Raw genomic sequence first — 25,647 nt, 5'->3', positions numbered from 1 at the left:
CTCGGCCGTGTCACAGTTGACCGACCTTCTCGCGCTCGCGCACGGGGGCCTGTGGAACGGCGGAAGCACGCTGCGTCCACAGCGTGGCGCCCTGGATGCGAATCCACATTTCGCCCACCAGCGGAGCCATCGGCGCCACCAGCTGAAGCCGCAGCACGTTGGCGATCGACGCCTTGCGTCGGGTGCCGTCGAGGGTCGCCACGAACGCCGGCTTGTTGTCGCGGTGCAGGGAGATCGTCACGTCGAGCTCGTCGCCGGGCAGGGGAGCCCGCACCAGGTAATAGCCGTCGGCCTTGTTGGTGGGTGAGACGTAGAGCGCCTTCTTCACCGCCGCCGGCTGCGCGCCGGTGGGCGGCAAGAGGTAGGCGTGGCGGTCTCCGGAGGTGGTGTGCACCTCCGCGATCACGTGGCGAAGCACGCCGCGATGGTCGTGGCACCAGAAGATGGTCAGTGGATTGAACACGTAGCCGAGCACCCTCGCCTGCGTCAGCGCGGTGACGGTGCCTCCCGGCAGCTCGACGCCACGGTCGGCCAGGTACCGGTCGACACGGGCGCGCAGCGTGTCCGGCCCCTCTGCGGGTGGCGAAAGATGGTCGGCCGCTTCGAATCTGGCGAAGGGCTGCAGCCAGCGGGGGAGCCGGGGCAAGTCGTCGACGTCGACGTACCAGCTGTAGCCGCCCTGTTCGAAGTAGTGGTGCACGGACGCGCGACTCAGGTGCGTGATCCGCGTCCGGTAGAGAGCGCTCAGCACGGGGTCGACGCCCGCTGCTCGTGGGCCGGAGCAACCAACTCCGCTACGCCACCGATGAGGTCTCTACGTTGCACAACTGGTATTCGAGGCTGGACGCGCGACGGATGGGCGCCGTTCCACATTGCGAAAGCCCCGACGCCGCGTAGTGTGCCGATCCGTGGCGACAACCCTGTTTCGCAACGGAACCGTCTGGACAGGCGCCTCCGGACCGACGATTACGGCATTGCTGGTCGACGACGGCGTGATCGCCGCCCTCGGTGAGGAGGCCGTCGCCGGGGCAGCCGGGCATCCGGACGTCGTCGAGGTCGACCTCGACGGCGGGTTCTTGATGCCGTCGTTCGGCGACGGGCACGCCCATCCCATGCTCGGCGGTCTCGAATACGTCGGGCCGGCCGTCCGTCCGTGCAGTTCGGTGGAGGAGATCGTCGCCGAGGTGCGCAAGTACGCCGAGGCCAATCCCGACGAGGACTGGATCGTCGGCGCCTCCTACGACGGCAGCCTCGCCGAGGGCGGGCTCTTCGACGCCCGCTGGCTGGACGAGGCGGTCCCGGACCGGCCGGTGGCGCTTCGGGCCTGGGACTACCACACCATGTGGGTCAATTCCGTTGCGCTGCAACGCGCGGGAATCACGGCGGACACGCCGGACCCGGTTCTCGGGGAGATCCCGCACCGCGACGACGGCTCGGTGCTCGGCACCATGCGCGAGTGGGGCGCCGTCGACCTGGTCACCGCCGTCATACCAGAGCGCGACGTGGACGTCCGGGTGGCCGCGCTCGGGACCGCGGCGGACTACTACCTCGCCAGGGGCGTCACCTGGGTGCAGGACGCCTGGGTCGAACCCGGTGACGTCGAGACCTACCTGACCGCGGCACAGCGGGACTCCTTGCGGATACGGTTCAACCTGGCGTTCTACGCCGACCCCCGCTACTTCGACTCGCAGCTCGACGGGTTCGCGGACGCCCGGCGTCGCGTCGTCGAGGTGGACTCGCCGTTCCTGACCGCGCACACGGTGAAGTTCTTCGCCGACGGCGTCGTGGAGAACGAGACGGGGGCGCTGCTGGCGCCGTACTGTTCCGGGCTGCATCAGCACGGCATGACGGTGTGGGAGGGCGACAGCCTGGCCCAGGCGGCCCGCCGCGTCGACGAACTCGGCTTCCAGATCCACATCCACGCCATCGGGGACGCCGCGGTCCGCCAGGCGCTCGACGCCATCGAATACGCCATCGAGTCCAACGGACCGCGGGACCGGCGGCCGGTGATCGCCCACGTCCAACTGGTCGACGACGCCGACCTCGAACGGTTCGCCGCGCTGGGCGTCATCCCGTGCATGCAACCCCTGTGGGCGCAGATGGACGCACTGATGACGGTGCTGACGGTGCCGCGTCTGGGCGCCGAACGTGCCGACAAGCAGTACCGGATGCGCAGCCTCGACGAGTCCGGGGCGCCACTCGCGCTGGGCTCGGACTGGCCGGTGTCCTCCGGGGCGCCGCTGGACGGCATCGCCATTGGCATCTCGCGGCGCACGTCGGACGGGGAACCCGAGGGCGGCTGGACGCCCGAGGAGGCCCTGACCGTCGAGCGTGCGCTGGGGGCGTACACCGCGGGCGTCGCCGAGCAGGCCTTCGCCGACACGACCTGGGGCCGCCTCGTCGCCGGCGCCAGCGCCGACCTGGTGTGGCTGGACCGCGACCCCCGCGAGACGCCCGCCCAGCAGCTCCCCGAGATCGGCATCCGGGCCACGTACCTCCGAGGCGAACTCGGTTACTCAGTCAGCTCTGGAAGGGATTAGCAATGTCGGCAGAAACGCCCGTCGCCCTCGAGACCGAAGGCCATCTCAAACGCGCGCTGGGAGTTCCGGCGCTCGTGCTCTTCGGCATGGTCTACATGGTGCCGCTCACGGTGTACACCACCTACGGCATCGTCACCCAGCTGACCGGTGGCCGGCTGTCGGTCGCCTACCTGGTGACGCTGGCGGCGATGGTGTTCACGGCCAGGTCGTATGCCCGCATGTCGGCAGCCTTCCCGGTGGCAGGCTCGACCTACGCCTACACCCAGCGGACCTTCGGCGCGCCCGTCGGCTTCCTGGCCGGCTGGTCGCTGCTGCTGGACTATCTGTTCCTGCCGATGCTGAACTACCTGGTGATCGGCATCTACCTGGAGGCCGCCATCCCCGCAGTGCCCGCCTGGGTCTTCGTGCTGGGGTCGATCGTCCTGGTCACCGTGCTGAACGTCGTCGGCATCGTGTCGGTGGCGCGTGCCAACTTCGTGCTGCTGGCGGTGCAGGGGATCTTCATCGTCGTGTTCGTGGTGATGGCGTTCATGTCCATCACCAAGCTGGGCAACGTGAACTTCATGGCGCCGTTCACCGGCGACGGCAGCGTGGGCGGGGCGAGTCCCATCTTCGCCGGCGCGGCGATCCTGTGCTTGTCGTTCCTCGGGTTCGACGCGGTCTCGACGCTGTCGGAGGAGGCGAAGGACCCGACTCGCAGCGTGCCCAAGGCCATCATGATTGCGACGATCACGTGCGGCGTCATCTTCGTCGCGTTGTCCTACGTGTCGCAGTTGGCGTTCCCGTCCAACCAATTCGTCGACGTCGACTCGGGTTCGCTCGACGTGATGACGGCCGCCGGAGGCCAGTTCCTGAACACCTTCTTCACTGCGGCCTACATCGCGGGCGCCTTCGGGTCGGCGCTGACGTCGCAGGCATCGGTGGCCAGGATCCTGTACGCCATGGGGCGTGACGGCATCATGCCGCGCAAGGTCTTCGGGCACGTCTCCGCCAAGTTCTCCACGCCGACGTTCGCGATCCTGGTCGTGTCGGTGATTTCGCTGGCCGCCATCTGGATCTCGCTCGACTTCCTGGCCTCGATCGTCAGCTTCGGCGCGTTGATCGCCTTCTCCGCGGTGAACCTCACCGTCATCAAGCACTACTTCGTCGACGAGGGAGAGAAGAACGTCCTCAACAACGTGGTGCTGCCGGGTATCGGCTTCGTCCTGACGGTGTGGTTGTGGACCAGCCTGTCCTGGCTGACGCTCGAGGTTGGTTTGGTGTGGTTGGCGATTGGCCTGGGTTGGCTGCTCGTCGTGACGCGCGGATTCCAGCGGCCGACGCCGGTGTTGGCCCTCGAGGAGTAGCTGCGGATTCCGTCGTGGCGTGCCTCTCCGCACGTCGCGACGGATTCCCGGAGAGCCGGGACGTGGCAATCGATTTGCTCTCGGGTGACCTGGCAACGAATTGCGTCGCGAGTACGGCACACAGACCGGGAATTGACGCACCTGACGGACTTTTGCGCTGATTGCGAATGTCGACACCGGCTGCGGATTTCGTTGTACGTTCCCCCTACGTCGAGCGCACGGCGCCCCCACACCCGTTCTCAAGCTCAGGGGGTCACTCATGACACCCATCGGAACATGTCGCATCTTCCGTCCGGACCCGCAGTCGATCGGCATCGGCGAACGGTGGGGCAGGGCGAGCGCGTCCGTGGCCCTCGAACCCGCGGTCGTCGTCACGATCGTCGGTGAGGTGGACGCGAGCAACGCGAGCCGGTTGGCCGGCTACCTCGAGCGTCACGTCGCGATCGCCCAGGCTCTCGTCGTCGACGCCATCGCCGTCGACTTCTTCGGCGCTCCCGCCATGGCCGCACTGCACGGGGTCGACCGGTGTTGTGCGGCGGTCGGCATCAGCTGGCGGCTGGTGGCCGGTCCCGCGGTGCGGCGGGTCATGCGGGTCTGCGACTCGACGGATCTGCCCCGCGCCGAGACGGTTCACCTGGCGTTCCGCGAGCTCGGGGTGCTCTCGCCGTCAGTCGTCGGCTGACGGCCAGGCCTTCGCCGCCGCGGCCAACCCGGCCACCAGCGCCGTCGTCGGTGCGCACAAGCCGTCTTCCCCGGCGGGTCCGCTGCGCGGGCTGATCCCGCGCACCCGTGGCGTCAGCTCGAGTTGTGCCCCGCCCCCGCGGGCGCGATTCACCGGGTTCTCCTGATGCAGGCCGCGCAATTCGCGGGGGATCGCGTCGAGGTCGGTGATCACCTCGAAGCCGGGCACCGACACGTAGGCCGCCAGATGCTTGGCCAGGGTGCGGTTGCCACCACCCGCCAGTAAGTCCATGGTGCGTCCGACGCGGCCATATCCGTGCAGCGAGACCACCACGTCGACGTGGGCCAGGAACGCGTCCAAGAGGGCAGACTCCCCGGCCACGTAGGCCGACGACGACAGATGATGGGGGTAGTTCTCCGGATGCCGGACGACGTACACCGACGCGTCGGCGGCCAGCGCCGCACGTTCGGCGATCACGTCGGTCATCCTCTCCAGCCCACCGCCGTGGATGGCCAGGAACCCGAAGCGCGACCGCAGCGTGCTGGATTCGACCACTTCCGGGTCGGCGAGTAGCTCCGAAAGAGTCTGTGGCGCAGGCAAATCGGTGGGCGGAAGCCGGCGGGGCCAATTGACCGGGTCCCACCGGTGGAGGTAGTCGACCCACTGCTTCGGCAGTCCGTGGTGGGTGGCGCCGGCGATGATCCGCTCCAAATAGCCGGGGCGGGGGGCGCCCGGCTCGACACGAGGGTCGACGTAGACCCATGCCTCGGCGGGCCCGTCGTCGGTCTGCACGGTCATCCGGTCGCGGCGGTATCGCACCGGGACGCCCTCGGCGCTGTCGAGCACCGCCAGGTCGTGATCGCTGATCTGCCACAGCACTCCGTGCACCGCCGCACCGTCCAGCGGTTCGACGGTGGCGACGCCGCGCTCGTTGATGAGCCAGTCGTGGTCGGCCAGCGTCGCGCGCCGCGGTTGGGTGGCATCGGGGCAGCGCCGCCTCATCTGCGTCACGTCCAGGTTGGACCCGTACGCGAAGTAGGGCTGCATTCAGCCGGTCACCGTCAGATAGATGAGGACCACGTTGAGAACACTAATGACTGCGGCGACGGTCCAGCCGAGTGCGGTCGTGACGCGGTGGTTGACGTCGGCGCCCATCAGCGTCGGACTGCTCGTCATCCGGATCAGCGGCACCAGCGCGAACGGAATGCCGAACGACAGCACCACTTGCGACAACACCAGCGCCCGGCTGGGGTCGACCCCGATCGCCAACACGACGAGTGCCGGGATCAGGGTGACGACCCTACGCAGGAGCAGTGGGTAGGACTTGCGGAGCAGGCCCTGCATGATCATCGCGCCGGCGTAGGCGCCGACGGAGGTCGACGCCAGCCCGGACGCCAGTAGGCCGATCGCGAAGAACAGCGCGACGGTGTGCCCCAGGGAGTTCTGCACCGCGGCGTACGCGCCTTCGATGGAGTCGGTGTTCTCCACGCCTTGCAGGTTGGTGGCGGCGACGAGCAGCATCGCCAGGTTGACGGCACCGGCGACGAGCATGGCCAGGCCGACGTCGTAGCGGGTGGCCCGCAGCAGGTGGCGCCGCGGCGCGCCCTCGTCCGGTTGGCCGTGCCGATCGCGGGCCAGCGCCGAGTGCAGGTAGACGGCGTGCGGCATGACGGTCGCGCCGAGCATCGCGGTGGCCAGCAGGATGCTCTCGGCACCGTCGAAGCGCGGGACGAGGCCGCCGATCACGTCGCTCGGTGCGGGTGGGGCGACGAACAGACTCGTCAGGAAGCCGATGGCGATCACCAGCAGCAGTCCGGTGACGACGCGTTCGAACACGCGCTGACCGCGCCGGTTCTGCACCGCGAGCAGGAACAGCGACACCGCGCCGGTGATGACGCCGCCGAGCAGCAGCGGCAGGTCGAACAGCAGGTACAGCGCGATCGCGCCGCCCACCACCTCGGCGAGATCGGTTGCCATGGCCACCAATTCGGCCTGCAACCAATACGCGACGCGGGTGCGAGTTCGCGAGTGGTCGGCGACCGCCTCCGGCAGGGTGCGTCCCGTGACGAGGCCGAGCTTGGCGGAGAGGTACTGCACCAGCCCCGCCATCACGTTGGCAACCAGGATCACCCACACCAGGAGGAAGCCGTATTGGGCGCCCGCGCTGACGTTGGCGGCGACGTTGCCGGGGTCGACGTAGGCGATGGCGGCCACGAACGCGGGGCCAAGCAGCATCACGATGGCGCGCTGGGGCACCTTGTCCGCGATCGACAACACAGCCCCCTTCTATCCGGATGGGCGAATAGAAAAGTTAGGTTAGCCGAAAAACTTGGTGGCGTGCTACCAGGGGAAGCCGACGACGACGCCGCCGTAGGGCCACCAGGCGTTGTTGGTCATCGCCGGGGGAGACGTCGTGATCTGCGAATGGCCGGGGGTTTGGCACTGCGTGGTCGTCGGGCTGGTGTTGACGCATTGGGGTGCGGCGGCGGCCGCCGGGGCGAACGCCACTGCCGCCGCTGCTGCGGCGGCCACCGAAACAATTGTCAGAGAACGCATTTAACCGCCGCCACCGATGACCAGAGCCGGGCCGTAGAAGTCGTCGTCCCAGGGGTAGGACCAGGTGGGCACGTCGGGCGCCGCGGCGGAGATCTCGACGTTGCCGGGCGTCTGGCACTCGGTGGTGCTGGTGCCGGTCTCCCCGACCTGACCGGTCGACGTGCAGGCGGGCGGGTTGGAGACCTCGGTGGGGTCGGCCGATGCGGCGGGGGCGACGACGACCGCGGCCGCGGCACCCGCCGATGCGATCAAACCGATGAGATAGCGCGTCCGCATGGCAGGCCCTCCATTAGTCCTTTGACAGCAGATGCCCAGCGTACAACCCTTTTCCGGTCACGAGGGGCAAGTCCAGCGTCGTGCGAATGCCCGGCGCCGCGGCCACGACCTCGGGGATCGCGTTGACCACCCGTGCCGCCGTCGCCACGCAGCCGGCGTGATTGTGGTCCCCGTTGGGGCTGCTCAAACACAGGTCGACGGCATAGCTCGGCTCGCCGGTGATCTCGATGCGGTACGAGCCGCCCTCCTGGGCGGGTTGGGGCCAGTCCGGGCACAGGTCGTCCCTGGTGCGGGTGACGTGCTCGAGCACGACGGCGGGCGTGCCGTCGACCATGCCCCTGACCTCGAAGCGCAGGGCGGCCGTGGTGCCCTTGGCGATGCGCCCGGAGGCGATGTCGTAGTCCTCGGGCGCGGGCTCGCGGACGTAGGTCTCGGTGACCTCGTCCAGGGTGACGCCGAGACCGGCGGCGAGCTGGCGCACCACCGAGCCCCAGGCGAGGCTCAGCACGCCCGGCTGCAGGAGCATCGGGGTCTCGTCGAGCGGCTTGCCGAAGCCCATCACGTCGAACATGACGGTGGCGCTGTCATAGGTGTCGTAGTTGATGATCTCCATGCAGCGGATCTGCTCGACACTCTGACAGGTGCCGGCCAGTGCCATCGGGATGAGGTCGTTGGCGAAGCCGGGGTCGATGCCGTTGACGAAGATGCTGGATCCGCCCGCCTCGGCAGCCTCGGCGATGGGCGCGATCATCTCGTCGGGCAGTGTGCCCCAGGGGAATTGGAGGAACACGGCGGCGCTGGCAACCACGTTGACACCCGCGGCCAGGATGCGTCGGTAGTCCTCGAGCGCCTCGACGAGCCGGTTGTCGGCCATCGCCGTGTAGACCACGCACTCGGGTTTGGCGGCCAGAATGGCGTCCAGGTCGGTGGTGGCCGTGACGCCGGTCGAACGGTCGAGACCCGCGAGTTCGCCGGCGTCCTTGCCCGCCTTGGCATCCGAGGACACCCACACGCCGGTCAGTTCGAAGCGGGGATCGAGGGTCAGTTGGGTGAGCGCGTGCTTTCCGACGTTGCCGGTGCCGATCGCGGCGACCTTGATCGTCATGTTCGTCCTCTACAGGTCGGGGATGGGGAAGGTGAAGTTGGGGAAGGTGATGCCGCCGTCGACCTCGAGGGTCTTGCCGGTCAGGTAGCTCCCCGCGGGTGAGGCGAGATAGACCGCGGCCGCGGCGATGTCGGTGGGATCGCCCAACCGGCGCATCGGCGTGGCGTCCTCCATCGGCTTGCGCAGTTCGTCGTTGCTGGCCAGGACGTCCAGGGCGGAGGTCAGGATGGACCCCGGCGCAATGGCGTTCACTCGGATGCGGGGCGCCAGGTCGAGGGCGGACAGCCGCGTGTAGTGCGCGAGCGCGGCCTTGGCGGTGCCGTAGGCGGCGAACCCCCGACCGGAGACCCGGCTCATCGTCGAGGTGATGTTGATGATGCTGCCGCCACCGGAGTGCTCGAGCATCAGCGGAACGGCCGCCAGGGTCAACGCGTGGGCCGTCGTCACGTTGAAGGTGAAGGCGTCGCGGAGGTCCTTGGTCGAGGTGTCCAGCAGCGGCGCCGGCATGCTGCCCCCGACGTTGTTGACGACGATGTCTAGTTTGCCGAACGCGTCGACGGCCTGTTGCGCCAGCGACGCGGTGTCCTCCGGGTGGGCCAGGTCGGCGACCACGACGTGCGCGCGGTGCCCGGTGGCCCTGATCTGCTCGGCCACCTCGTCGAGCTGGGATTGCGTGCGCGCCGCGATCACCACGTCGGCGCCCGCTTCGGCGAACGCCAGGGCCATCGCCGCCCCGAGCCCCCGTCCCGCTCCGGTCACCACGGCCACCTGACCGTCCAGTTTGAATTTGTCGAGAATCACGTTCGCCGACGCTACTAGAACACGTTCTAGTTCGTGGCGGTTTCTCCACCGGGACCGAACGGGACGCCCGCCCGGCACAGGACGTTGGCGAAGAAGGTGTCCTCACCCGTGCGGACGGCGAACGCAACGTCGAGCACGGCGGCCTTGAACTCGTCGTGGTCGACCGGTTCGGGTTCCAGGCCCAGGTCGACCAAGTGCCGGTGGACGTGCGGGCTGACGGTCAGGACGTCGCGTGACACCCAGCTGTGTTCGACCACTACCTCACCGAGAACCGTCGCGCTGACGTCGGCGAACGTCGCCTGGCCATACCGGTAGCCAAGGTCGACGCACGGAGTACCCGGTGCCAGCGGCAGGCCCGAGTCGCAGATGACGAACGTGTCGGTGTGCCGCAACGCGGCCACGCGGCGGGCCAGTTCGGCGTGAATGATGCCGTTGCGCTTCATGAATTCATCTCTCGGACGGCGTGGGAAAGGGTTGACTGATCGGCGTACGAATCCTGCGCACCGGCGCCGCGGACGGCCAGCGAGCCCGCGACCACTCCCCAGCGGCACGCGTCGACGAGGTCGTCCCCGGCGGCCAACCGGGCGGCGAGCACGCCGACGAAGGCGTCTCCCGCGCCCGTCGTGTCGACGACCGTCGACGTCGGTGCGGCCAGCTCGGTGGTGACGCCGTCGGCGTCGGTGACGACGGCACCGGCGGCTCCCCGGGTGGTGACGACCGCGACGGTTCCGCGGTCGCGGAGCTTCTGGTGCGCCGAGGCGATGGCGTCGGGTTCGGTCACGGCGTCGGCGCCGATCTCGGCCACCACGGCCAGCTCGTGCTCGTTGACGACCAGGACGTCGCAGCGCGCCAGCAGTTCGTCGGGTAGCGCGGCCGCCGGTGCGGCGTTGAGGACGAACCATCCACGCGCCTGCCTGGCCGCGGTGTGCACCACGTCGACCGGTATCTCCAACTGGCACAACACCACTGTTGCCGAGGCGACGATCGCCGGCAGGGCGCCAGGCGTCCAGCGGTGGTTCGCGCCGGCGATCACGATGATCGTGTTGTCCTGCTCGGCGACGGTGATCCACGCCGTTCCGGTGACCTCGGCGGCCAGCACTGCGACGTGCTCGGTGTGGACGCCCCGGTCGGCGAGTCGGCGGCGGGCCATCGCCCCGTTGTCGTCGTCGCCGGTGCTGGCCACCATCGCGACACCGGTGCCCGTCAGCGCCGCGGCGACCGCCTGATTCGCGCCCTTGCCGCCGACCGACGACGTCACCGACGTCCCGATGATCGTCTCGCCAGGGCTGGGAAACCTTGGCGCCGTGACGATCTGGTCGACGTTCACCGATCCGACCACGACCACCGCGGGATCGGAGTCAGGCACCGGCGTCACCCGCGATGGCGCCGGTGATGAGCCCGACCAGTTCGTCGCCGGTGGTGTCGGCCATCCTGCGATTCGCGGCGGTCCGCCCGCGGCGCAGCACCCACGCGCTGTCGGCGACCCGCATCACCTGATCCATGTCGTGGCTGACGAGCAACACCGTGACACCGTTGGATCGCAGCCGACCGATCAGCTTCTCCACCGCCGCGGTCTCCCGCACGCCGAGGGCCGCGGTGGGCTCGTCCATGATCACCAGCGTCGTGCCCCAGTTCGCGGCGCGCGCGATCGCGACGCTCTGACGCTGCCCACCCGACATCCGACGCACCGTGGCGCGGACGTTGGGGACGTCGACGTCCAAGTCGGCGAGAATCGTTGCGCTCTTTGCGATCATCTGCTTCTTGTCCAAGACGCGCAGAGGAACGACACCTCGGGTCAGCTCGCGATTGAGGTACAGGTTCTGCCACACCTGCAGGTCCTCGATGAGCCCGAGGTCCTGAAAGACCGTCTCGATGCCAAGATGGCGGGCGTCGTCGGGAGACCCGAGCTTGATGGTCTTCCCACGGAACAGGATGTCGCCGTCGTCGGGTGAGTGCACGCCCGTCAGGCAGCGCACCAACGTCGACTTGCCTGCGCCGTTGTCGCCGAGGAGTGCGGTGACGGTGCCTTCCTCGATCACGAGGTCGACACCCTGAAGGGCCCGAACCGCGTCGAAAGACTTCGTGACACCCCGAATTTCGACCAGTGGCGCCTTGCCGGCTGGGCGCCGGCCCGAGTCGTCGGCCATGTCTGAGCCCCTCACTTCTGGAACCTGGAGATGAACGCGGCACCGAGCACGACGACACCGACGGCCACCGGCTGATAATTCTGCGAGATGCCAATCAGCGTGAACCCGTTGATGAGACTGGTCAGCAAGACGGCGCCGACCGCCGAGCCGAGCACCGACGCCCGACCGCCGAACAGGCTGGAGCCACCCAAGACCACCGCGGCGATCGAGGACAGCAACAGATCGGTCTGCAAGCTGGGATCCGCACCGCCCGTGCGGGCGACGAGCAGGATGCCGGCGACGCCGCACGCGAGGCCGGACAGCACGTATGCCAGCATTCGGGTGCGTGCGACGTTGATGCCCGTTCCCCGAGCGGCTTCCAGGTTGCCACCGGTGGCGAGCAGATGGGTGCCGGTCTTGGTGCCGAACAACAGGAATGCCGTCAGCAGCGCCGCGACGATCGCAACCAGCCAGAACCACCGCACCGGACCGACGCCGTCGAGCGCCAAGCCCTGCAGGAACGGCGACGACACCGCGACGGTGTTGCCGCCGGTCAACAGCAGGGTGGCGCCGCTGACCACCGACAGGCTGCCCAACGTCACGATGAAGTCGGTCATCCCGAGCCGGGCGACCAGCAGACCGTTGAGCAGACCGACGACACCGCCGGCGACCAACGCGAGCAACATGGCGACGGCGAGGTTCGCGCCGTGGGTGTAGGCGAACCCGAGAGTTGCTGCAGCCCATGGGAGATTCGATCCCACCGACAGGTCGATGCCCGCGACGGAGATGACCAGCTGCTGACCCATCGCCAGCACCATGAGGATGGACGCGGACACCAACAGGTCGGTGAGGTTGGCGACGGTCAGGAAGTTCGGCGTCGCGATGAAGAAGATGACGAAGACGACGACGAGGCCGATCGGGGCGGCGAAACGCGCAGCCGACCCGATCGACAGGCCGGGGCGACCGGTATCTCCTTCTGCCGCAGCCTCGGTGGTGACCGTCATTACTTCCCGCCGGTGATCGGGTTGTCGAACGGCTCGAAGGGCTGTGGGAAGGCGGCGATGGCCTTGTCGACGTTGCCCTTGTCGATGAGCTTGATGGGCGCGACGACGCGTTCCGGAACGGACTTCTTGGTCACCAGGTTCACGCAGGCTTGAACGGCCATCTGGCCTTCGGCGTACGGGTATTGGCTGATGGTGCCGGACAGGGTGCCGTCCTTGACGGCTTGCAGCGCCGCGGTGATGCCGTCGACCGAGATGATGGAGATCGTGCCCGTCTTGCCCGCGTTCTTGACGGCCTGGGCGGCGCCCAGACCCATTGTGTCGTTCGCGGCGAAGATGCCGGTGATGTTCGGGTGCGCGCGCAGCAGGTCGCCGGTGACGGTGAGGGCCAGGTTCTGGTCGTAGTCGGCGGGCTGCGTGGCGACGATCTGTAGCTTGCCCTGCGTCTCGTCGGTGAAGCCCTTGAGCCGGTTGATTCCGTTCTGCTCGCCCGCGATGCCCTGCAGCACCGCAACGTCGCCCTTGCCGCCCATGTCGGCCATCAGAGCTTGACCGGCTTGCTGGCCCGCCGACAGGTTGTCCGAGCCGATGAACGACGCGTACGACACACCGGCCGCCTTGGAGGCGTCCGCGTCGATCTGCGTGTCGAGGTTGAGGATCGGAATGTTCTTCTTGGCGACCGGTACCAGTGGGGTGATCACGTTGGTGGCGTTGACCGGGACCACTCCGAAGCAGTTGTAGTCCTGCGCGGCCATCGTGGAGATCTTGGTGTTCTCACCGGTCGAGTCGGTCTCAGAGCTGCCGGCCTGCACGGTGACGTCCACTCCCTGCTTCTTGCCCTCGGCCACGGCACCGTCCCGCAGCGCTGCCCAGTAGGGGTTGGTGAAATCACGGGTGACGATCGCGATCTTCGCGGCCCCGGTGGAATTGCCTCCGCTGGGCTCGCGGTTGCAGCCCGCGGCCGCGAGCGCCAGGCTGCCACAGAGGAGTGCGGTGAGGACGACGCGGCTCTGCGCCGTCCCGAGGGGATTGATCATTGTGATTCCTTTCTCGTGGGCGTCACCGAGGTGGCGACGGCCGGGGCGTGATCTGGTGCGGCGCCGCACGATCCGCGTCGTACCAGATGGCAGGGCGGGTAGGCGCTCTGGGCTGAGCGTCCCGCCAGGAGGTCGAGCATCGCGTCCACGGCGGCCGCAGCGAGGGCGGCAATTGGCTGGGCGATGGACGTCAACGGGGGGTCGAACAGGTCGAACCACGGCGCGTCGTCGAATCCGACGAGCGAAACATCTTGCGGCACGCGCACCTTGGCGGCGCGCAGACCCTTCAGCGCCCCCACCGCCATCAATCCGTCCGCAGCGAAGACCGCCGTCGGCGGCTGCCGCCGGGAGAGCAGTTGACGCACGGCGCGCGCTCCACTGTCTTCGCGAAAGTCGCCCTCCACCACGGTGATTCCCCGTCGTACCGCTCCGCGTTGAAGCAATGCCTCGGTCAGCACGTCCCTGCGCTCGCGGCCGACCTGGGTTTGCAGCGGCGGCGCGATGATGCCGATGCGTTCGTGGCCGAGCGTGGTCAGCATCTCGGCGACCTCGTCGAGCGCGGCCCGGGCGTCACTGCGCACGATCGGGGACCGTCCGAGGTGACGCGCGGCGGTTCCGCGGCCGGTCACCTCGACGGGGCGGTCCAGCAGCACCATCCGTGCGCCGTCGGTGCCGGCCTGACGAAGTCCGGGCGTCATCGCCGACGTCGGCACCACGATGACGCCGTCGACCTGGCGCCCGGCGAGCAGGCTCGAGAGATAGTCGTCCTGCCTGTCCGCGTCCTCGTCGCTGTTGCACAGCACCAGGGAGTAGTCGCGGCGGGCGGCGGCCCGCTGGATCGCGCCGGCCAGCTCTGCGAAGAAGGGGTTGGCCACGTCGCTGACGACCAGGCCGATCGTCCGCGTCGAATCCGTCCGCAGGGCTCGCGCACCCACGTGCGGCCGGTACCCCATCTGACGTGCGGCTTGCTCCACCTTGGCGCGGGTGGACGGGGAGATTCGCGGGCTGCCCGACAGTGCCAACGACACGGTGGCAGCCGAAACCCCCACCTGCACTGCGACGTCCTGCATGGTGACCGCCACCCAACCTCCGGTGTTTAATCGATTAACTGACTGTGACACACATCTCACTAGGGGTCAAGAACGCCGGATCTCGGTAGGTCGCCCTGGCAAATTCCTGGCGGGATCGGCAAATCCGCTGACGTCGTCGTCAGTGGTGGTACCTTCCGCTCATCGACCGCCGAACGACGGCGCACGGAGGGGGACTCGCATGCGACTCAAGACATCGACGGTGGCGGGGTTCTTCGCCGCCACGTGCGCCGCCGCGGCCATCGGCGCGGCGCCGGTCGCCCTCGCCGACGAGCCCTGCGACCCGGCGGTCGTGGACTGCGACGCCCCCGGCAACGTCGACAGCCCCGGCAACGTCCAAATCAACGACGCGCCACCACCATCGGACAACGCGAGCTATCCCTTCGACAACGACTGGTACTTCAACCCGGCCGGCGGCGGCACGGATCTTCAGCCGAACAACGCATCGCACTCCGGCGGCGGTGGTTCCACCGGCGGCGGCGGCGGTGGCGGACATCGTTAGTGCCGACGGTCATCAGTAAAGCCATCAACGTCCAAGGAGACTCACACATGTCCATTTCCACGCGAGCCACGCTCGGCGTCGTTGCCGCCGCGATCACCGGTGCCGTGTTGTTCGGTGCGGCGCCGACAGCCCTTGCCGATCCTCCGCCACCACCGGCACCCGGTTGCTCGGCGGCCGACTTCGAGCAGCTCAAGGGAGTCGTCTCGACGGCGACGGCGGACTACTTCTTCACCCACCCAGACGCCAACGCGTTCTTCTCGACGCTCAAGGGTCGACCCCGCGACCAGGTCAAGCAGCAGGTCGACGACTACTTCGCGGCCAATCCACAGACCAAGTCGGACCTCGACGGCATCCGCCAACCGATTCAGGACATGAAGGCCCGCTGCAGCTAGTCCTTCGCGGCGGCCTTCTTGGCGGGTGCCTTCTTCGCGGCCGTCTTCTTGGCGGCCGTCTTCTTGGCGGCCGTCTTCTTGGCGGGGGCCTTGTCTGACGTGTCGTCCTTCGCCGTGGCCTTCTTGGCGGGCGTCTTCTTGGCGCCGGCCCGCGCCTGGACGCTGGCCTCCAGCTTGGCGAGCAGATCCGAGACGTCGTCGGTCTCGTCGAGATTCTCGGCGGGCTGCTCCTCGACCGCGAAGGCTTCGCCGCCGTCGATCTTGGCTTGGATCAGCTCCATCATCTCGACGCGGTAGTCGTCGGTGAACGCCTCCGGGTGAAAGTCGTCGGTCATCGACTCGACGACCTGGCCCGCCATCTTCAGCTCCGCGGGCTTGATGTCGACCTTCTTGTCCAACTCCGGGAAGTCTGGATCGCGAATCTCGTCGGGCCACAGCAGCGTGTGCACGATCATCACCTCGCGCTTGCCGAAGTCCTTGACGCGCAACGCCGCCAGCCGCGTCTTGCTCCGCAGGGCGAAGTGCACGATTGCGACGCGGTCGGTTTCGGCGAGGGTCTGCGCCAGCAGCATGTAGGACTTCGACGACTTCGAGTCGGGCTCGAGGAAGTAGCTCTTGTCGTACATCAGTGGGTCGATCTGTTCGGCGGGGACGAACTCGACGACTTCGATTTCGCGGCTGCGCTCCTCGGGCAGCGTGGCGATGTCCTCGTCGCTGATGATGACGGTCTGACCGTCGTCGGCCTCGTAGGACTTTGCGATGTCGCGATATTCGACGACCTCGCCGCACACCTCGCAGGTCCGCTTGTAGCGGATGCGCCCGTTGTCCTTGGCGTGGACCTGGTGGAACTTGATGTCGTGGTCTTCGGTCGCGCTGTAGACCTTGACCGGCACGTTCACCAGGCCGAAGGCGACCGATCCCTTCCAGATGGAACGCATGACCCAGTATGGCTTACCGGCTCATCCCAGTTGAAGAGCGGCGCGATCCGGCAGATCCGCGCCCGCGCGGGCGACGGTCACCGCCGACGCCAACGCGGCCGCCCGCAGCACGTCCTCCACCGCGTCGACCCCGATGCGTGCGAGGTCGGCCCGCCGGTCGCCGCCCAGCAGGTCCATCGACCACAGCGCGTCGATCAGTCCGGTCATGAACGAGTCGCCGGCGCCGACGGTGTCGACGACCTCGACCCGACGGGCTGCCACGCGGACCGTGCCCGCCGCGCAGACCGCAAACGCGCCGTCGCCGCCCATGGTCACCGCGACGATCGACGGGCCGAGGGCCTGCCATGCGGTCGCGACCTGTTCGGGCGTGCGGGTGGGGTCGATCCAGTGCAGGTCCTCGTCGCTGGCCTTGACCACGTCGGCCTTCTCGACGAGCCGGTTGATCCGGTCGACGGCCTGACCGTGGCCCTCGATGAGGGCGGGCCGGACGTTCGGGTCGAACGTGATGGTGGCGGAGAGCCGGTAGGCGTCGACCAGCGCGGCCGTCGCCAGGCAGCCCGGGTCGAGGAATCCGGCGATCGACCCGGTGTGGACGACCAGCGGGGGCGCCACCTCCGGCGTGCCGGACAGCTGCCATTCGATGTCGAACGTGTAGGTGGCCGCGCCACTTTCGTCGATCTGGGCGGCGGCCGTCGGCGTGCGGGTGGCATTCGTGCTGCCCGGTACCAGCGCGACGCCGGAGGCCTCGACGTACTCGACGATGCGTCGACCGCGCTCGTCGTCGGCGATGTGGGTGAGGAAGTCGACGTCGCGGTCGAGCCGGCCCAGCCCGACCGCGACGTTGAGCGGGCTGCCGCCGACGTGCTCGCCCAGCACCTTGCCTTCTCGCTCGACGACGTCGATCAACGCCTCGCCAATGACCAACGCGCGGTTCGTCATTGGCTACCGCCCGAGTTCATCAGCGCTTCCAGCGTGGCGCGAGATCCGACCCGGTGCAACGAGTCCAACGCCCACAGATAGGCCTCGACGAAGCGAGGTTCCTTGGCGAGATCGCCGAACAGCGCAGTGTTCTCGATGAATGCCGTCGGATTCTCCAGCTGCGACTTGGCCAGTGGCACCAGGGTTTCCGCGAGGTTGTCCTGGACGTCGATCGGCTCGCCCTGCTCGTCGACGCCCTCGGCGTAGCGGGCCCAGCTCGCGACGGTGGCCGCGGACAGCCGCACGGGCTCACCGGAACGCAGGTTCTCCTTGATGACCGGCACCAGCCACTGCGGGATGCGGTCGGACGAGCCGAAGCACAGCCGGACGATGGTGTCGCGCACGCTGGGATTGGCGAAGCGGTCGATCGCGGTCTGCTTGAACTTGGGCAGATCGATGCCGGGAACGGGCTTGAGCGTCGGCGTCGCCTCCGTATCCATGTACTCGAGAAGGAACTTGGCGAACAACGGGTCGCCGGCGGCGTCGGCGACCAGCCGGTAGCCGGCCAGATACGCGAAGTAGCAGAGGGCTTGATGGCCGGCGTTGAGCAGTCGCAGCTTCATCAGCTCATACGGCGTGACGTCGTCGACCAGCAGCACGCCGACCTCGTCGTAGGGGGGCCGGCCGTCGGAGAAGTCGTCGTCCAGCACCCAGGCGGTGAAGGGCTCCGCGGCGACGGGCCACTCGTCGTCGAGGTCGCAGTCGGCGGCGAGGTTCTCGATGACGTCCGGTGTGGTGACCGGGGTGATCCGGTCGACCATCGAGTTGGGGAAGCGGGTGTTGGCCTTCATCCACTCGGCCAGGTCGGGTTGGGTTCGCTCGGCGAAGGACGTGAAGGCCTCGCGGGCCACGTCGCCGTTGCCCTCGATGTTGTCGCAGGACACGATCGTCGGCGACGGCAGGCCGCGTTCCTTGCGGCGGCCCAGCGCCGTGGTCACCAGGCCGAAGACGCTGTCCGGACCGGCGTCGTCGATGGCGTAGCCGCCCTCGGTGATGGTCAGTTCGACGATGCGCGTGGTGGGTGCGGCGATCAGCTCGATGACCGCCTCCGGGTCGTCGGGTGCGAACTTGTAGTCGACGATCGAACCGATGACGCGGGCGTCGCGGGTGCCGTCGGGGTTCATCAAGATCAGCGTGTAGAGGCCGTCCTGGTCGGCCATGACCGTCGCCATCTTGCGATCGCCGGGCAGCACGCCGACGCCGCAGATGCCCCACTCCTTGGCTTGGCCCTTCTCGAGCAGCCGGTCGAGATACATCGCCTGATGGGCTCGGTGGAACCCGCCCACCCCGAAATGCACTATGCCGACGCTGATCTCGCTGCGGTCGTAGGACGGCTTGGCAATGGAGACATCGGGCAGGGATGCGTTGTTGAGCTTCATGACTCGGTCACCACTTTCTGGACGCTACCCCGCGCGGGGTAGGGGGCGGCGGAATTTGGGACGGTCTGAACCGCCATTCCGCCTCTAAACGGCCGTTGCACTGAAAGTGTTGTGTAGGTCACATACGCATGTTAGCGTGATGAGCATCTACACGCGACCCCGAGCATCTGCTCACTGACCGACCGGGAAGGGACCCGAGACAGTGGCGACACCGACGTCGAACGTCAACGTGGCAGAGCCGCCCACCGATGCGGCGCCCAACGGCGGTGCGACGCCGGAGGATCTGCGACTCGCGCTCCGGGCTGCCACCCTCTACTACCTCGACGGACTCACGCAGGCGGAGATTGCCGCCAAGCTCGGCGTCTCCCGGCCCACCGCCGGCAGGTTGATCGCCAGGGCAAAGGCCAGGGGCCTGGTGCGCATCGAGGTCGTCGTGCCACCGACCATGAAGGACGACCTGCACGCCGACGAGGAACGACTGCTCGAGCAGCGGTACGGCCTGACCGAAGCGGTGGTGACCGGGCACTTGGGCCGGGCGGCGGGCGCCCTTCTCATGAGGCGGCTGTCGGAGAACGACGTGCTGGGCTTCACCTGGGGACCCGAGCAGGTCGCCGCCGTCACCGCCCTGGCGCCCGGTGTGGCGAGCTGCCGGGTGGTCGTCCAACTCGACGGCGCGATGTCGACCGCCGCCTATCAGACCGGCATGGAGTTCATCCTGAGTCGCGGCGCGGACATGTTGCGCGCCAATGCGATGCGTCTTCCCGCGCCGCTGTACGCCGACCCGTCGACCGTGGTGTCCATGCGGAGCGACTCGGTGATCTCGCGAACGCTGGAGACCGGTCGGCGCGCCGACACCATGTTGTTCGGCGTGGGTTCGGTGAGCACGTCGACGACGTTGTTCGAGGGCAGCTTTCTGGACACCCGGATGCTCGACGAACTGGTGTCGCTCGGAGCCGTCGGCGAGATTGGCGGCCGCTTCTTCGACGCCGACGGTGCACCGGTGGTCACCGAGCTTGCCCACCGCGCGGTGTCGGTGCCGCTCGAGGACGTCCGCAGCTGCGCCAAGACCATCCTGGTCTGCAGCGGACCCCCCAAGCACGAGGCGACGCGGGCCGCGCTACGCGGCGGATTGGCGAAGCTGTTGGTATGCGACATCGAATGCGCACGTTGGCTTTTGGATCACTAGGGCACGCATGAACACACGCAGTAGTAGTCGACGAGGAGTGAGGTGAAGATGAAGGCAACACGAGCATTGCGAAAGCTCTCGGTGTGCACGGTGGCCCTGGGGTTGACGTTGGCCGCGGGCTGTTCGGGCGCGGGGAGTCTGGGGGCGTCGGACAACGAGGTGACCATCGCCCTGGTGTCCAACTCGCAGATGACCGACGCGCAGAAGCTGTCGCCGGAGTTCGAAAAGGCGAACCCCGGAATCAAGTTGAAGTTCATCTCGCTGTCGGAGAACCAGGCGCGCGCGAAGATCACCATGTCGACCGCCATGGGCGGCAGTCAGTTCGACGTGGCGATGATCAGCAACTTCGAGACCCCGCAGTGGGCCAAGGACGGCTGGCTTCTGCCGCTGTCGGACTACGCGAAGAACACGCCGGGGTACGACGAGGCCGACTTCATCCCCTCGCTGCGCGACTCGCTGTCGTATGAGGGCAAGATGTACTCCGTTCCGTTCTACGGCGAGTCCTCGTTCCTGATGTACCGCAAGGACATGTTCGAAAAGGCCGGCATCACGGTCAACCAGGACCCGAGCTACCAGCCCACGTGGCAGGAAGTTGCGGACTGGGCCAAGACCATCAAGGCCAAGCAGGTCTCGGATGCGGGTATCTGCCTTCGTGGCAAGCCCGGCTGGGGTGAGGTGCTGGCGCCGCTGGACACGGTCATCAACACCTTCGGCGGCCGGTGGTTCGACGAGAACTGGAACGCGCAACTCAACAGCCCCGAGGTCAAGAAGGCCGTCAACTTCTACGTCGACACCATCAAGGCTTCCGGCGAATTGGGCGCATCCTCAACCGGTTTCCAGGAGTGCGCCAACCTCTTCGGTCAGGGCCAGACGGCGATGTGGTACGACGCGACGTCGGCCGTCTCGGTGCTCGAGGACCCCAAGACCTACCCCGACCTGGTGGGCAAGATCGGCTACCTGCCCGCGCCGATCGTGGAGAAGCCCAACTCGGGGTGGCTCTACACCTGGGCACTGGGTATCCCGAAGGCCGCCAAGAACCCCGACGGCGCGTGGAAATTCATCTCGTGGATGACCAGCAAGGACTACATGAAGCTGGTGGGGGAGAAGCTGGGCTGGGCCCGGGTACCACCCGGCAGCCGGACGTCGACCTACACCGATCTTCCTGAGTATGAGGCGATCTCGAAGTCGTACGGCCCGTTGACGCTGCAGTCCATCACCAACGCGACGCCGAACAAGCCCACGGTGCAACCGGTTCCGTACACGGGTGTGCAGTTCGTCGGGATCCCCGAGTTCCAGGATCTGGGCACTCGGGTGAGTCAGCAGATCAGCGCGGCGATCGCCGGACAGCAGTCCGTCGACGCGGCGATGGAGCAATCCCAGAAGTACGCCGAGGTCGTCGGCAAGAGCTACCAGGAGAAGTGATGACTCTTACTGCTGAAACCGAGTCAGACGCCGGTCAGGGGGCGGTGGCCGAACGGGTCCGCAAGATTCGCGAGGCTCAGGACACCGGGGTGAGCCGCGCCGAGGGCTGGCGCAGGCGCGGCCCACTGCTGCCGGCGCTGATCTTCATGATCGCCGTGACGCAGGTGCCGTTCCTGTTCACGCTGTACTACTCGACGCTGTCCTGGAACCTGGTCCGGCCGGGCTCACGGCAATTCGTCGGAATCAACAACTACGTCGCGGTGGTCCAGGACAGCCAGTTCTGGTCGGTGGCGGGCAACACCGTCATCCTCATCGTCGGCGTGGTGCTGATCTCGGCGCTGCTCGGTCTGGGAATCGCGTTGCTGCTCGATCGCGCCTTCCTGGGGCGCGGCGTCGTCCGCACGCTCTTGATCACGCCGTTCCTCATCACCCCCGTCGCCGGGGCCCTGATCTGGAAGACGACGATCCTCGACCCCAACAACGGCATCCTGAACTGGGTGCTCTCGCTGGTGGGCATCGGGCCGGTGGACTGGATCGGTCAGTTCCCGCTGGCCATGGTGATGGTCGAATTGATCTGGCAGTGGACGCCGTTCATGATGCTGCTGATCCTGGCCGGCCTGACGTCCATGCCCCGCGACCAGCTCGAGGCGGGCCGGGTCGACGGTGCCACCGCGATCCAGCTCTTCCGGGAGTTGACGCTGCCGCACCTTCGCCGCTTCATCGAATTGGGCGTCGTGCTCGGTGCCATCTACCTGGTCAACACGTTCGACGCCATCTTCATGATGACGCAGGGCGGACCCGGTGTCGCCAGCGCGAACCTCCCCTTCTACATCTATCAGCGCGCGTTCCTCGGCTTCGACATGGGCCAGGCGGCGGCCATGGGCGTGGTGGTCGTCATCTTCACCATGATCATCGCCAGCTTCGCGCTTCGGTTGATCTTCAAATCATTCTCCGGCAAGGAAGAGGCGGCCTGACATGACGACCACAGCCGAAAGGGCAACGGCCACAGACGACGCCGTGCCCGTCCACAAGAAGAAGTCCAAGAAGTTCAGCCCGTGGGGAATCGTCGCCTGGCTCGTCGGGCTTGGCTTCTTCTTCCCGGTCTTCTGGATGGTGCTGACGTCGTTCAAGCAGGAAAACGACGCCGCGACCAACCCGCCGAAGTTGTTCTTCGTTCCGACGTTGGACCAGTACTCGGCGGTCTTCGACCAGGGCATCGGGCCCGCGATGCTGAATTCCGTGTTCGCCACGGCGATGTCGACCATCCTGGTGCTGCTGCTGGGTGTTCCGGCTGCGTTTGCGCTGTCGTTGCGCCCGGTCCGCAAGACCTCCGACGCACTGTTCTTCTTCATGAGCACCAAGATGCTGCCCGTTGTCGCGGCGATCCTGCCGCTGTACGTGATCGTGTCCAACCTCGGTCTGCTGGACAACATTTGGGCGCTCGTCGTCCTGTACACCTCGATGAACCTCCCGATCGCCATCTGGATGATGCGGTCGTTCTTCCTCGAAGTGCCCGGCGAACTCTTGGAGGCCGCCAGCCTGGACGGCGCCAGCCTGTGGCGGTCGGTGCGCGAAGTGATCCTGCCGCTGGTCTCACCGGGCATCGCGGCCACGGCGCTCATCTGCGTGATCTTCGCGTGGAACGAGTTCTTCCTCGCGGTGAACCTCACCGCCGTGAACGCTCAGACCATGCCGGTGTACCTCGTCGGCTTCATCGCCGGTGAGGGTCAGTACTGGGCCGTGCTCTCGGCCGCGGCCACGATGGCCGCCCTGCCGGTGATCCTGTGCGGCTGGTTCGCCCAAAACAAGCTCGTTCGTGGTCTTTCCTTCGGCGCCATCAAGTAGAGGAGTAAAACACAATGGCTGCAATCACTTACAAGAACGCGTCCTGCATCTACGAGGGATCCGACAAGCTCGCGGTCGACAACCTCAACCTCGACATCCAGGACGGTGAGTTCGTCGTCCTGGTCGGGCCGTCCGGTTCCGGCAAGAGCACCGCGCTGCGCATGCTCGCCGGGCTCGAGGACATCGACGAGGGCAGCATCGAGATCGGTGGCAAGGACATGACGGGCGTGCCGTCCAAGGACCGCGACATCGCGATGGTGTTCCAGAACTACGCGCTCTACCCCAACAAGACCGTCGCCGAGAACATGGGCTTCGCGCTCAAGCTTCGTGGCGTCTCGGCCGAGGAGCGGCGCAAGAAGGTCGAGGAGGCCGCCAAGGTCCTCGACCTGACCGAGCACCTGGATCGCAAGCCCGCCAAACTGTCCGGTGGTCAGCGTCAGCGCGTCGCGATGGGCCGCGCCATCGTGCGCGAGCCGCAGGTGTTCTGCATGGACGAGCCCCTGTCCAACCTCGACGCCAAGTTGCGGGTGCAGACCCGTACGCAGATCGCGGCGCTGCAACGCCGACTCGGCACCACGACCGTCTACGTCACGCACGATCAGGTCGAGGCGATGACGATGGGTGACCGGGTGGCCGTGCTTCGCTTTGGCAAGTTGCAGCAATTCGCCTCTCCCAACGAGCTTTACGATCGTCCGGCGAACGCCTTCGTCGCGGGCTTCATCGGCTCGCCCGCGATGAATCTGTTCTCCGCCTCCGTCACGTCCGACGGGGTGAAGCTCGGTGATTCGACGTTCGAGCTGGAGCGCGACGACCTGGCGAAGATCAGTGCGGCAGGCCTTTCGGAGGTCACCGTCGGCGTTCGGCCCGAGCAGCTCGAGGTCACCGACACCGGTGGCGTCGAGGTGGTCGTCGACCTGGTCGAGGACCTGGGCGCCGAGGCGTACATCTACGCGCATGCCGGTTCGGGCAGCGACGGTGTCGAGTTGGTCGCGCGGTGCAATCCGCGCACGGCACCGCGGTTGGCCGACACGGTGCGGCTGCGCAGGCATCCGGAGGGAGCAGTTCACCTGTTCCACCCGACCTCGGGCGAACGTCTGAACTGATGCGCGCGCCGGAGTTGCGGCTCCGCGCACCAACCCCGGATCTTCTCGGGCTGCCCTGGGACAGGCCACTTTCGGAGTGGGTGGTGCCCGAGGTGCCGCTGCGCGACATCGCAGTGGGGATGAGTCGCCACCTGGTGAAGTTCGTCGACGCCGACGGCCAACTCTGGGCGGTCAAGGACATGCCGCCGCGGATCGCGATCAAGGAGTACGACGTCCTGCGTCGGCTCGAGGAGATGGGCCTGCCCGCAGTGCATCCGGCGGGGCTGGTGCTGCAGCCGGAGTTCGAGACCGCCATCCTGGTGACCCGGTATCTCGAAGGGTCCTGGCAGTACCGCCGACTGTTCATGCGGTTGCCGCCGGACCAGCCGAGGCACCGGGCCCGGCTTCTGGACGCAATGGCGGGGTTGCTCGTCGAACTGCACCGGCACGGGGTGTTCTGGGGTGACTGCTCGTTGGCGAACACGTTGTTCTCGCGCGACGGCCAGCTCCTCCAGGCGTGGCTGGTCGACGCCGAGACCTCCGAGGTGCACCCGCGGTTGAGCCGTGGCCAGCGTCGGCACGATCTCGAGATCCTGGTGGAGAACGTGGCGGAGGGTCTCGTCGACCTGGCCGAGCGGTTGGGACTTCCCGAGGAGATGCATCAGACGCTGATCGCGGAGGCCGAACAGGTCCAGGTGCGGTACGACACGCTGTGGGACCTGCTGCACGCCGAACCGGTGTTCGGCTTCGCCGACCGGTACCGCGTCGAGGGCACGATCCGCCGTCTCAACGACCTCGGCTTCGCCGTCGACGAATTGTCCTTGCAGCCAGACGAATCGGACCCGAGCCGCATGCGGGTGCGCGTGGCGGTCGGCGACCGGAGGTATCACGCTCAGCACCTTCGGGAGCTCACCGGTCTGGACGTCGGCGAGGGCCAGGCGGCGATCCTGCTGGGCGACCTGCACGCATACCAGGCGCAGTTGGCCCGGGAGGCGGGTCACGACGTGGACGAGACGACGGCCGCGCGCCTCTGGGTGATCGAGATCCTGACTCCGTACGAGCAGTTGGCGCACGAGGTCGTCGGCCATCGCGGTACCGCGATCCAGGCGTACTGCGACCTGCTCGAGGTGCGGTGGTTGTTGAGCGAGAGGGCGGGTCGCGACGTCGGCACCAACAAGGCGCTCGCGGCGTTGGCCGGTGACGTCATCCCCACCGATTCCGCGGCGAAGATGTCCGTCGCCGAGGTGCCGACGGCGCCGTTTGCGGTGCTGGAGATGGACGACTAGTTCTCAACGTCTTCTTACGATCGCCGTCGATTCGTTGCTGCGTCGGAGTGCCTGTCAGACAGGGATGTTCGTCATCCGG

Annotated in this window: 27 protein-coding genes; 11 read left to right on the top strand and 16 right to left on the bottom strand. The window is 67.4% G+C overall.

The features are described from left to right. Positions 1–10 precede the first annotated feature (10 nt). Positions 11–751, bottom strand: coding sequence for a DUF1365 domain-containing protein (locus tag H7J06_RS31095; protein WP_264043690.1), 741 nt, complete (start codon positions 749–751; stop codon positions 11–13). A gap of 157 nt (positions 752–908) precedes the next feature. Here H7J06_RS31095 and H7J06_RS31090 point away from each other — a divergent pair, with 157 nt between their 5' ends. The 3 genes from H7J06_RS31090 to H7J06_RS31080 all read left to right on the top strand — a co-directional run bounded on the left by H7J06_RS31090 (position 909) and on the right by H7J06_RS31080 (position 4,568). Then, on the top strand, positions 909–2,540 hold the full coding sequence (locus H7J06_RS31090) for an amidohydrolase (protein ID WP_264043688.1): 1,632 nt from the start codon (positions 909–911) through the stop codon (positions 2,538–2,540). A 2-nt stretch (positions 2,541–2,542) separates the two neighbouring features. Next, entirely contained in the window at positions 2,543–3,886 is a 1,344-nt protein-coding gene (locus H7J06_RS31085) for an APC family permease (protein WP_264043686.1), read from the top strand. Positions 3,887–4,145: 259 nt separating this feature from the next. Next, complete coding sequence (locus tag H7J06_RS31080; RefSeq protein WP_264043684.1) at positions 4,146–4,568, top strand: STAS domain-containing protein; 423 nt, start codon at positions 4,146–4,148, stop codon at positions 4,566–4,568. Here H7J06_RS31080 and H7J06_RS31075 read toward each other — a convergent pair. The 12 genes from H7J06_RS31075 to H7J06_RS31020 form a co-directional block, all read right to left on the bottom strand. Then, positions 4,554–5,615 (bottom strand): poly-gamma-glutamate hydrolase family protein, encoded by a 1,062-nt coding sequence (locus H7J06_RS31075; protein WP_264043682.1) that lies wholly within the window; start codon positions 5,613–5,615, stop codon positions 4,554–4,556. The genes H7J06_RS31080 and H7J06_RS31075 overlap by 15 nt on opposite strands. Further along, positions 5,616–6,842 carry an Nramp family divalent metal transporter gene (locus H7J06_RS31070; protein WP_264043879.1) on the bottom strand — a complete coding sequence of 409 codons (1,227 nt, stop codon included), beginning with the start codon at positions 6,840–6,842 and terminating at the stop codon, positions 5,616–5,618. A gap of 66 nt (positions 6,843–6,908) precedes the next feature. Continuing rightward, complete coding sequence (locus H7J06_RS31065; RefSeq protein WP_308205849.1) at positions 6,909–7,100, bottom strand: hypothetical protein; 192 nt, start codon at positions 7,098–7,100, stop codon at positions 6,909–6,911. A 24-nt stretch (positions 7,101–7,124) separates the two neighbouring features. Further along, positions 7,125–7,400, bottom strand: coding sequence for a hypothetical protein (locus H7J06_RS31060; protein ID WP_264043678.1), 276 nt, complete (start codon positions 7,398–7,400; stop codon positions 7,125–7,127). 13 nt (positions 7,401–7,413) lie between these two features. Continuing rightward, positions 7,414–8,505, bottom strand: coding sequence for an NAD(P)H-dependent amine dehydrogenase family protein (locus tag H7J06_RS31055; RefSeq protein ID WP_264043676.1), 1,092 nt, complete (start codon positions 8,503–8,505; stop codon positions 7,414–7,416). 9 nt (positions 8,506–8,514) lie between these two features. Beyond that, complete coding sequence (locus H7J06_RS31050; protein WP_264043674.1) at positions 8,515–9,306, bottom strand: SDR family oxidoreductase; 792 nt, start codon at positions 9,304–9,306, stop codon at positions 8,515–8,517. 26 nt (positions 9,307–9,332) lie between these two features. After that, positions 9,333–9,749, bottom strand: a complete 417-nt coding sequence (rbsD, locus tag H7J06_RS31045; RefSeq protein ID WP_264043673.1) for a D-ribose pyranase — start codon at positions 9,747–9,749, stop codon at positions 9,333–9,335. Next, a complete protein-coding gene (locus H7J06_RS31040) occupies positions 9,746–10,672 on the bottom strand; it encodes a ribokinase (RefSeq protein ID WP_264043671.1) in 927 nt (308 codons plus the stop codon). The genes rbsD and H7J06_RS31040 overlap by 4 nt, the downstream gene beginning before the upstream one ends. Further along, entirely contained in the window at positions 10,665–11,453 is a 789-nt protein-coding gene (locus H7J06_RS31035; RefSeq protein ID WP_264043669.1) for an ATP-binding cassette domain-containing protein, read from the bottom strand. The genes H7J06_RS31040 and H7J06_RS31035 overlap by 8 nt, the downstream gene beginning before the upstream one ends. Before the next feature lie 11 nt (positions 11,454–11,464). Then, a complete protein-coding gene (locus H7J06_RS31030) occupies positions 11,465–12,436 on the bottom strand; it encodes an ABC transporter permease (protein WP_264043667.1) in 972 nt (323 codons plus the stop codon). Further along, positions 12,436–13,470, bottom strand: a complete 1,035-nt coding sequence (locus H7J06_RS31025) for a sugar ABC transporter substrate-binding protein (RefSeq protein WP_264043666.1) — start codon at positions 13,468–13,470, stop codon at positions 12,436–12,438. The genes H7J06_RS31030 and H7J06_RS31025 overlap by 1 nt, the downstream gene beginning before the upstream one ends. Next, positions 13,467–14,552, bottom strand: a complete 1,086-nt coding sequence (locus tag H7J06_RS31020) for a LacI family DNA-binding transcriptional regulator (protein ID WP_264043665.1) — start codon at positions 14,550–14,552, stop codon at positions 13,467–13,469. Before H7J06_RS31020 ends, H7J06_RS31025 begins: the two co-directional genes overlap by 4 nt. Positions 14,553–14,739: 187 nt before the next feature. On the opposite strand from H7J06_RS31020, the gene H7J06_RS31015 reads away from it, so the two are divergent. Both H7J06_RS31015 and H7J06_RS31010 read left to right on the top strand, forming a co-directional pair. Beyond that, a complete protein-coding gene (locus H7J06_RS31015) occupies positions 14,740–15,060 on the top strand; it encodes a hypothetical protein (protein WP_264043663.1) in 321 nt (106 codons plus the stop codon). Between the two features lie 47 nt (positions 15,061–15,107). Continuing rightward, a complete protein-coding gene (locus tag H7J06_RS31010) occupies positions 15,108–15,452 on the top strand; it encodes a heme-binding protein (RefSeq protein WP_264043661.1) in 345 nt (114 codons plus the stop codon). On the opposite strand, the gene ku is transcribed toward H7J06_RS31010, so the two are convergent. From ku to H7J06_RS30995, 3 genes are read right to left on the bottom strand one after another with little or no spacing between them, the layout of a single operon-like run. Next, entirely contained in the window at positions 15,449–16,390 is a 942-nt protein-coding gene (gene ku, locus H7J06_RS31005; RefSeq protein WP_264043659.1) for a non-homologous end joining protein Ku, read from the bottom strand. The genes H7J06_RS31010 and ku overlap by 4 nt on opposite strands. A gap of 21 nt (positions 16,391–16,411) precedes the next feature. Continuing rightward, positions 16,412–17,329 carry a carbohydrate kinase family protein gene (locus H7J06_RS31000; RefSeq protein WP_264043657.1) on the bottom strand — a complete coding sequence of 306 codons (918 nt, stop codon included), beginning with the start codon at positions 17,327–17,329 and terminating at the stop codon, positions 16,412–16,414. After that, entirely contained in the window at positions 17,326–18,747 is a 1,422-nt protein-coding gene (locus H7J06_RS30995) for a mannitol dehydrogenase family protein (RefSeq protein ID WP_264043655.1), read from the bottom strand. Before H7J06_RS30995 ends, H7J06_RS31000 begins: the two co-directional genes overlap by 4 nt. A 229-nt stretch (positions 18,748–18,976) precedes the next feature. On the opposite strand from H7J06_RS30995, the gene H7J06_RS30990 reads away from it, so the two are divergent. From H7J06_RS30990 to H7J06_RS30965, 6 genes are read left to right on the top strand one after another with little or no spacing between them, the layout of a single operon-like run. Continuing rightward, positions 18,977–19,933, top strand: coding sequence for a sugar-binding transcriptional regulator (locus tag H7J06_RS30990; protein WP_264043878.1), 957 nt, complete (start codon positions 18,977–18,979; stop codon positions 19,931–19,933). A gap of 48 nt (positions 19,934–19,981) precedes the next feature. Then, positions 19,982–21,355: an ABC transporter substrate-binding protein gene (locus tag H7J06_RS30985; protein WP_264043653.1), complete on the top strand. Its 1,374-nt coding sequence runs from the start codon at positions 19,982–19,984 to the stop codon at positions 21,353–21,355. Then, on the top strand, positions 21,355–22,329 hold the full coding sequence (locus H7J06_RS30980; RefSeq protein ID WP_264043651.1) for a carbohydrate ABC transporter permease: 975 nt from the start codon (positions 21,355–21,357) through the stop codon (positions 22,327–22,329). Before H7J06_RS30985 ends, H7J06_RS30980 begins: the two co-directional genes overlap by 1 nt. Before the next feature lies 1 nt (position 22,330). Next, positions 22,331–23,200: a carbohydrate ABC transporter permease gene (locus H7J06_RS30975; protein ID WP_264043649.1), complete on the top strand. Its 870-nt coding sequence runs from the start codon at positions 22,331–22,333 to the stop codon at positions 23,198–23,200. 14 nt (positions 23,201–23,214) lie between these two features. Next, a complete protein-coding gene (locus H7J06_RS30970; RefSeq protein ID WP_264043647.1) occupies positions 23,215–24,303 on the top strand; it encodes an ABC transporter ATP-binding protein in 1,089 nt (362 codons plus the stop codon). Continuing rightward, positions 24,303–25,568, top strand: a complete 1,266-nt coding sequence (locus tag H7J06_RS30965) for a DUF4032 domain-containing protein (RefSeq protein ID WP_264043645.1) — start codon at positions 24,303–24,305, stop codon at positions 25,566–25,568. Before H7J06_RS30970 ends, H7J06_RS30965 begins: the two co-directional genes overlap by 1 nt. Positions 25,569–25,647: the final 79 nt, after the last annotated feature.

It is taken from the genome of Mycolicibacterium hodleri, from assembly GCF_025822245.1.
Classification (GTDB): Bacteria; Actinomycetota; Actinomycetes; order Mycobacteriales; family Mycobacteriaceae; genus Mycobacterium; species Mycobacterium hodleri.
Note: the sequence above shows the minus strand (reverse complement) of the source record. Positions and strands in the feature narration are given on the sequence as shown.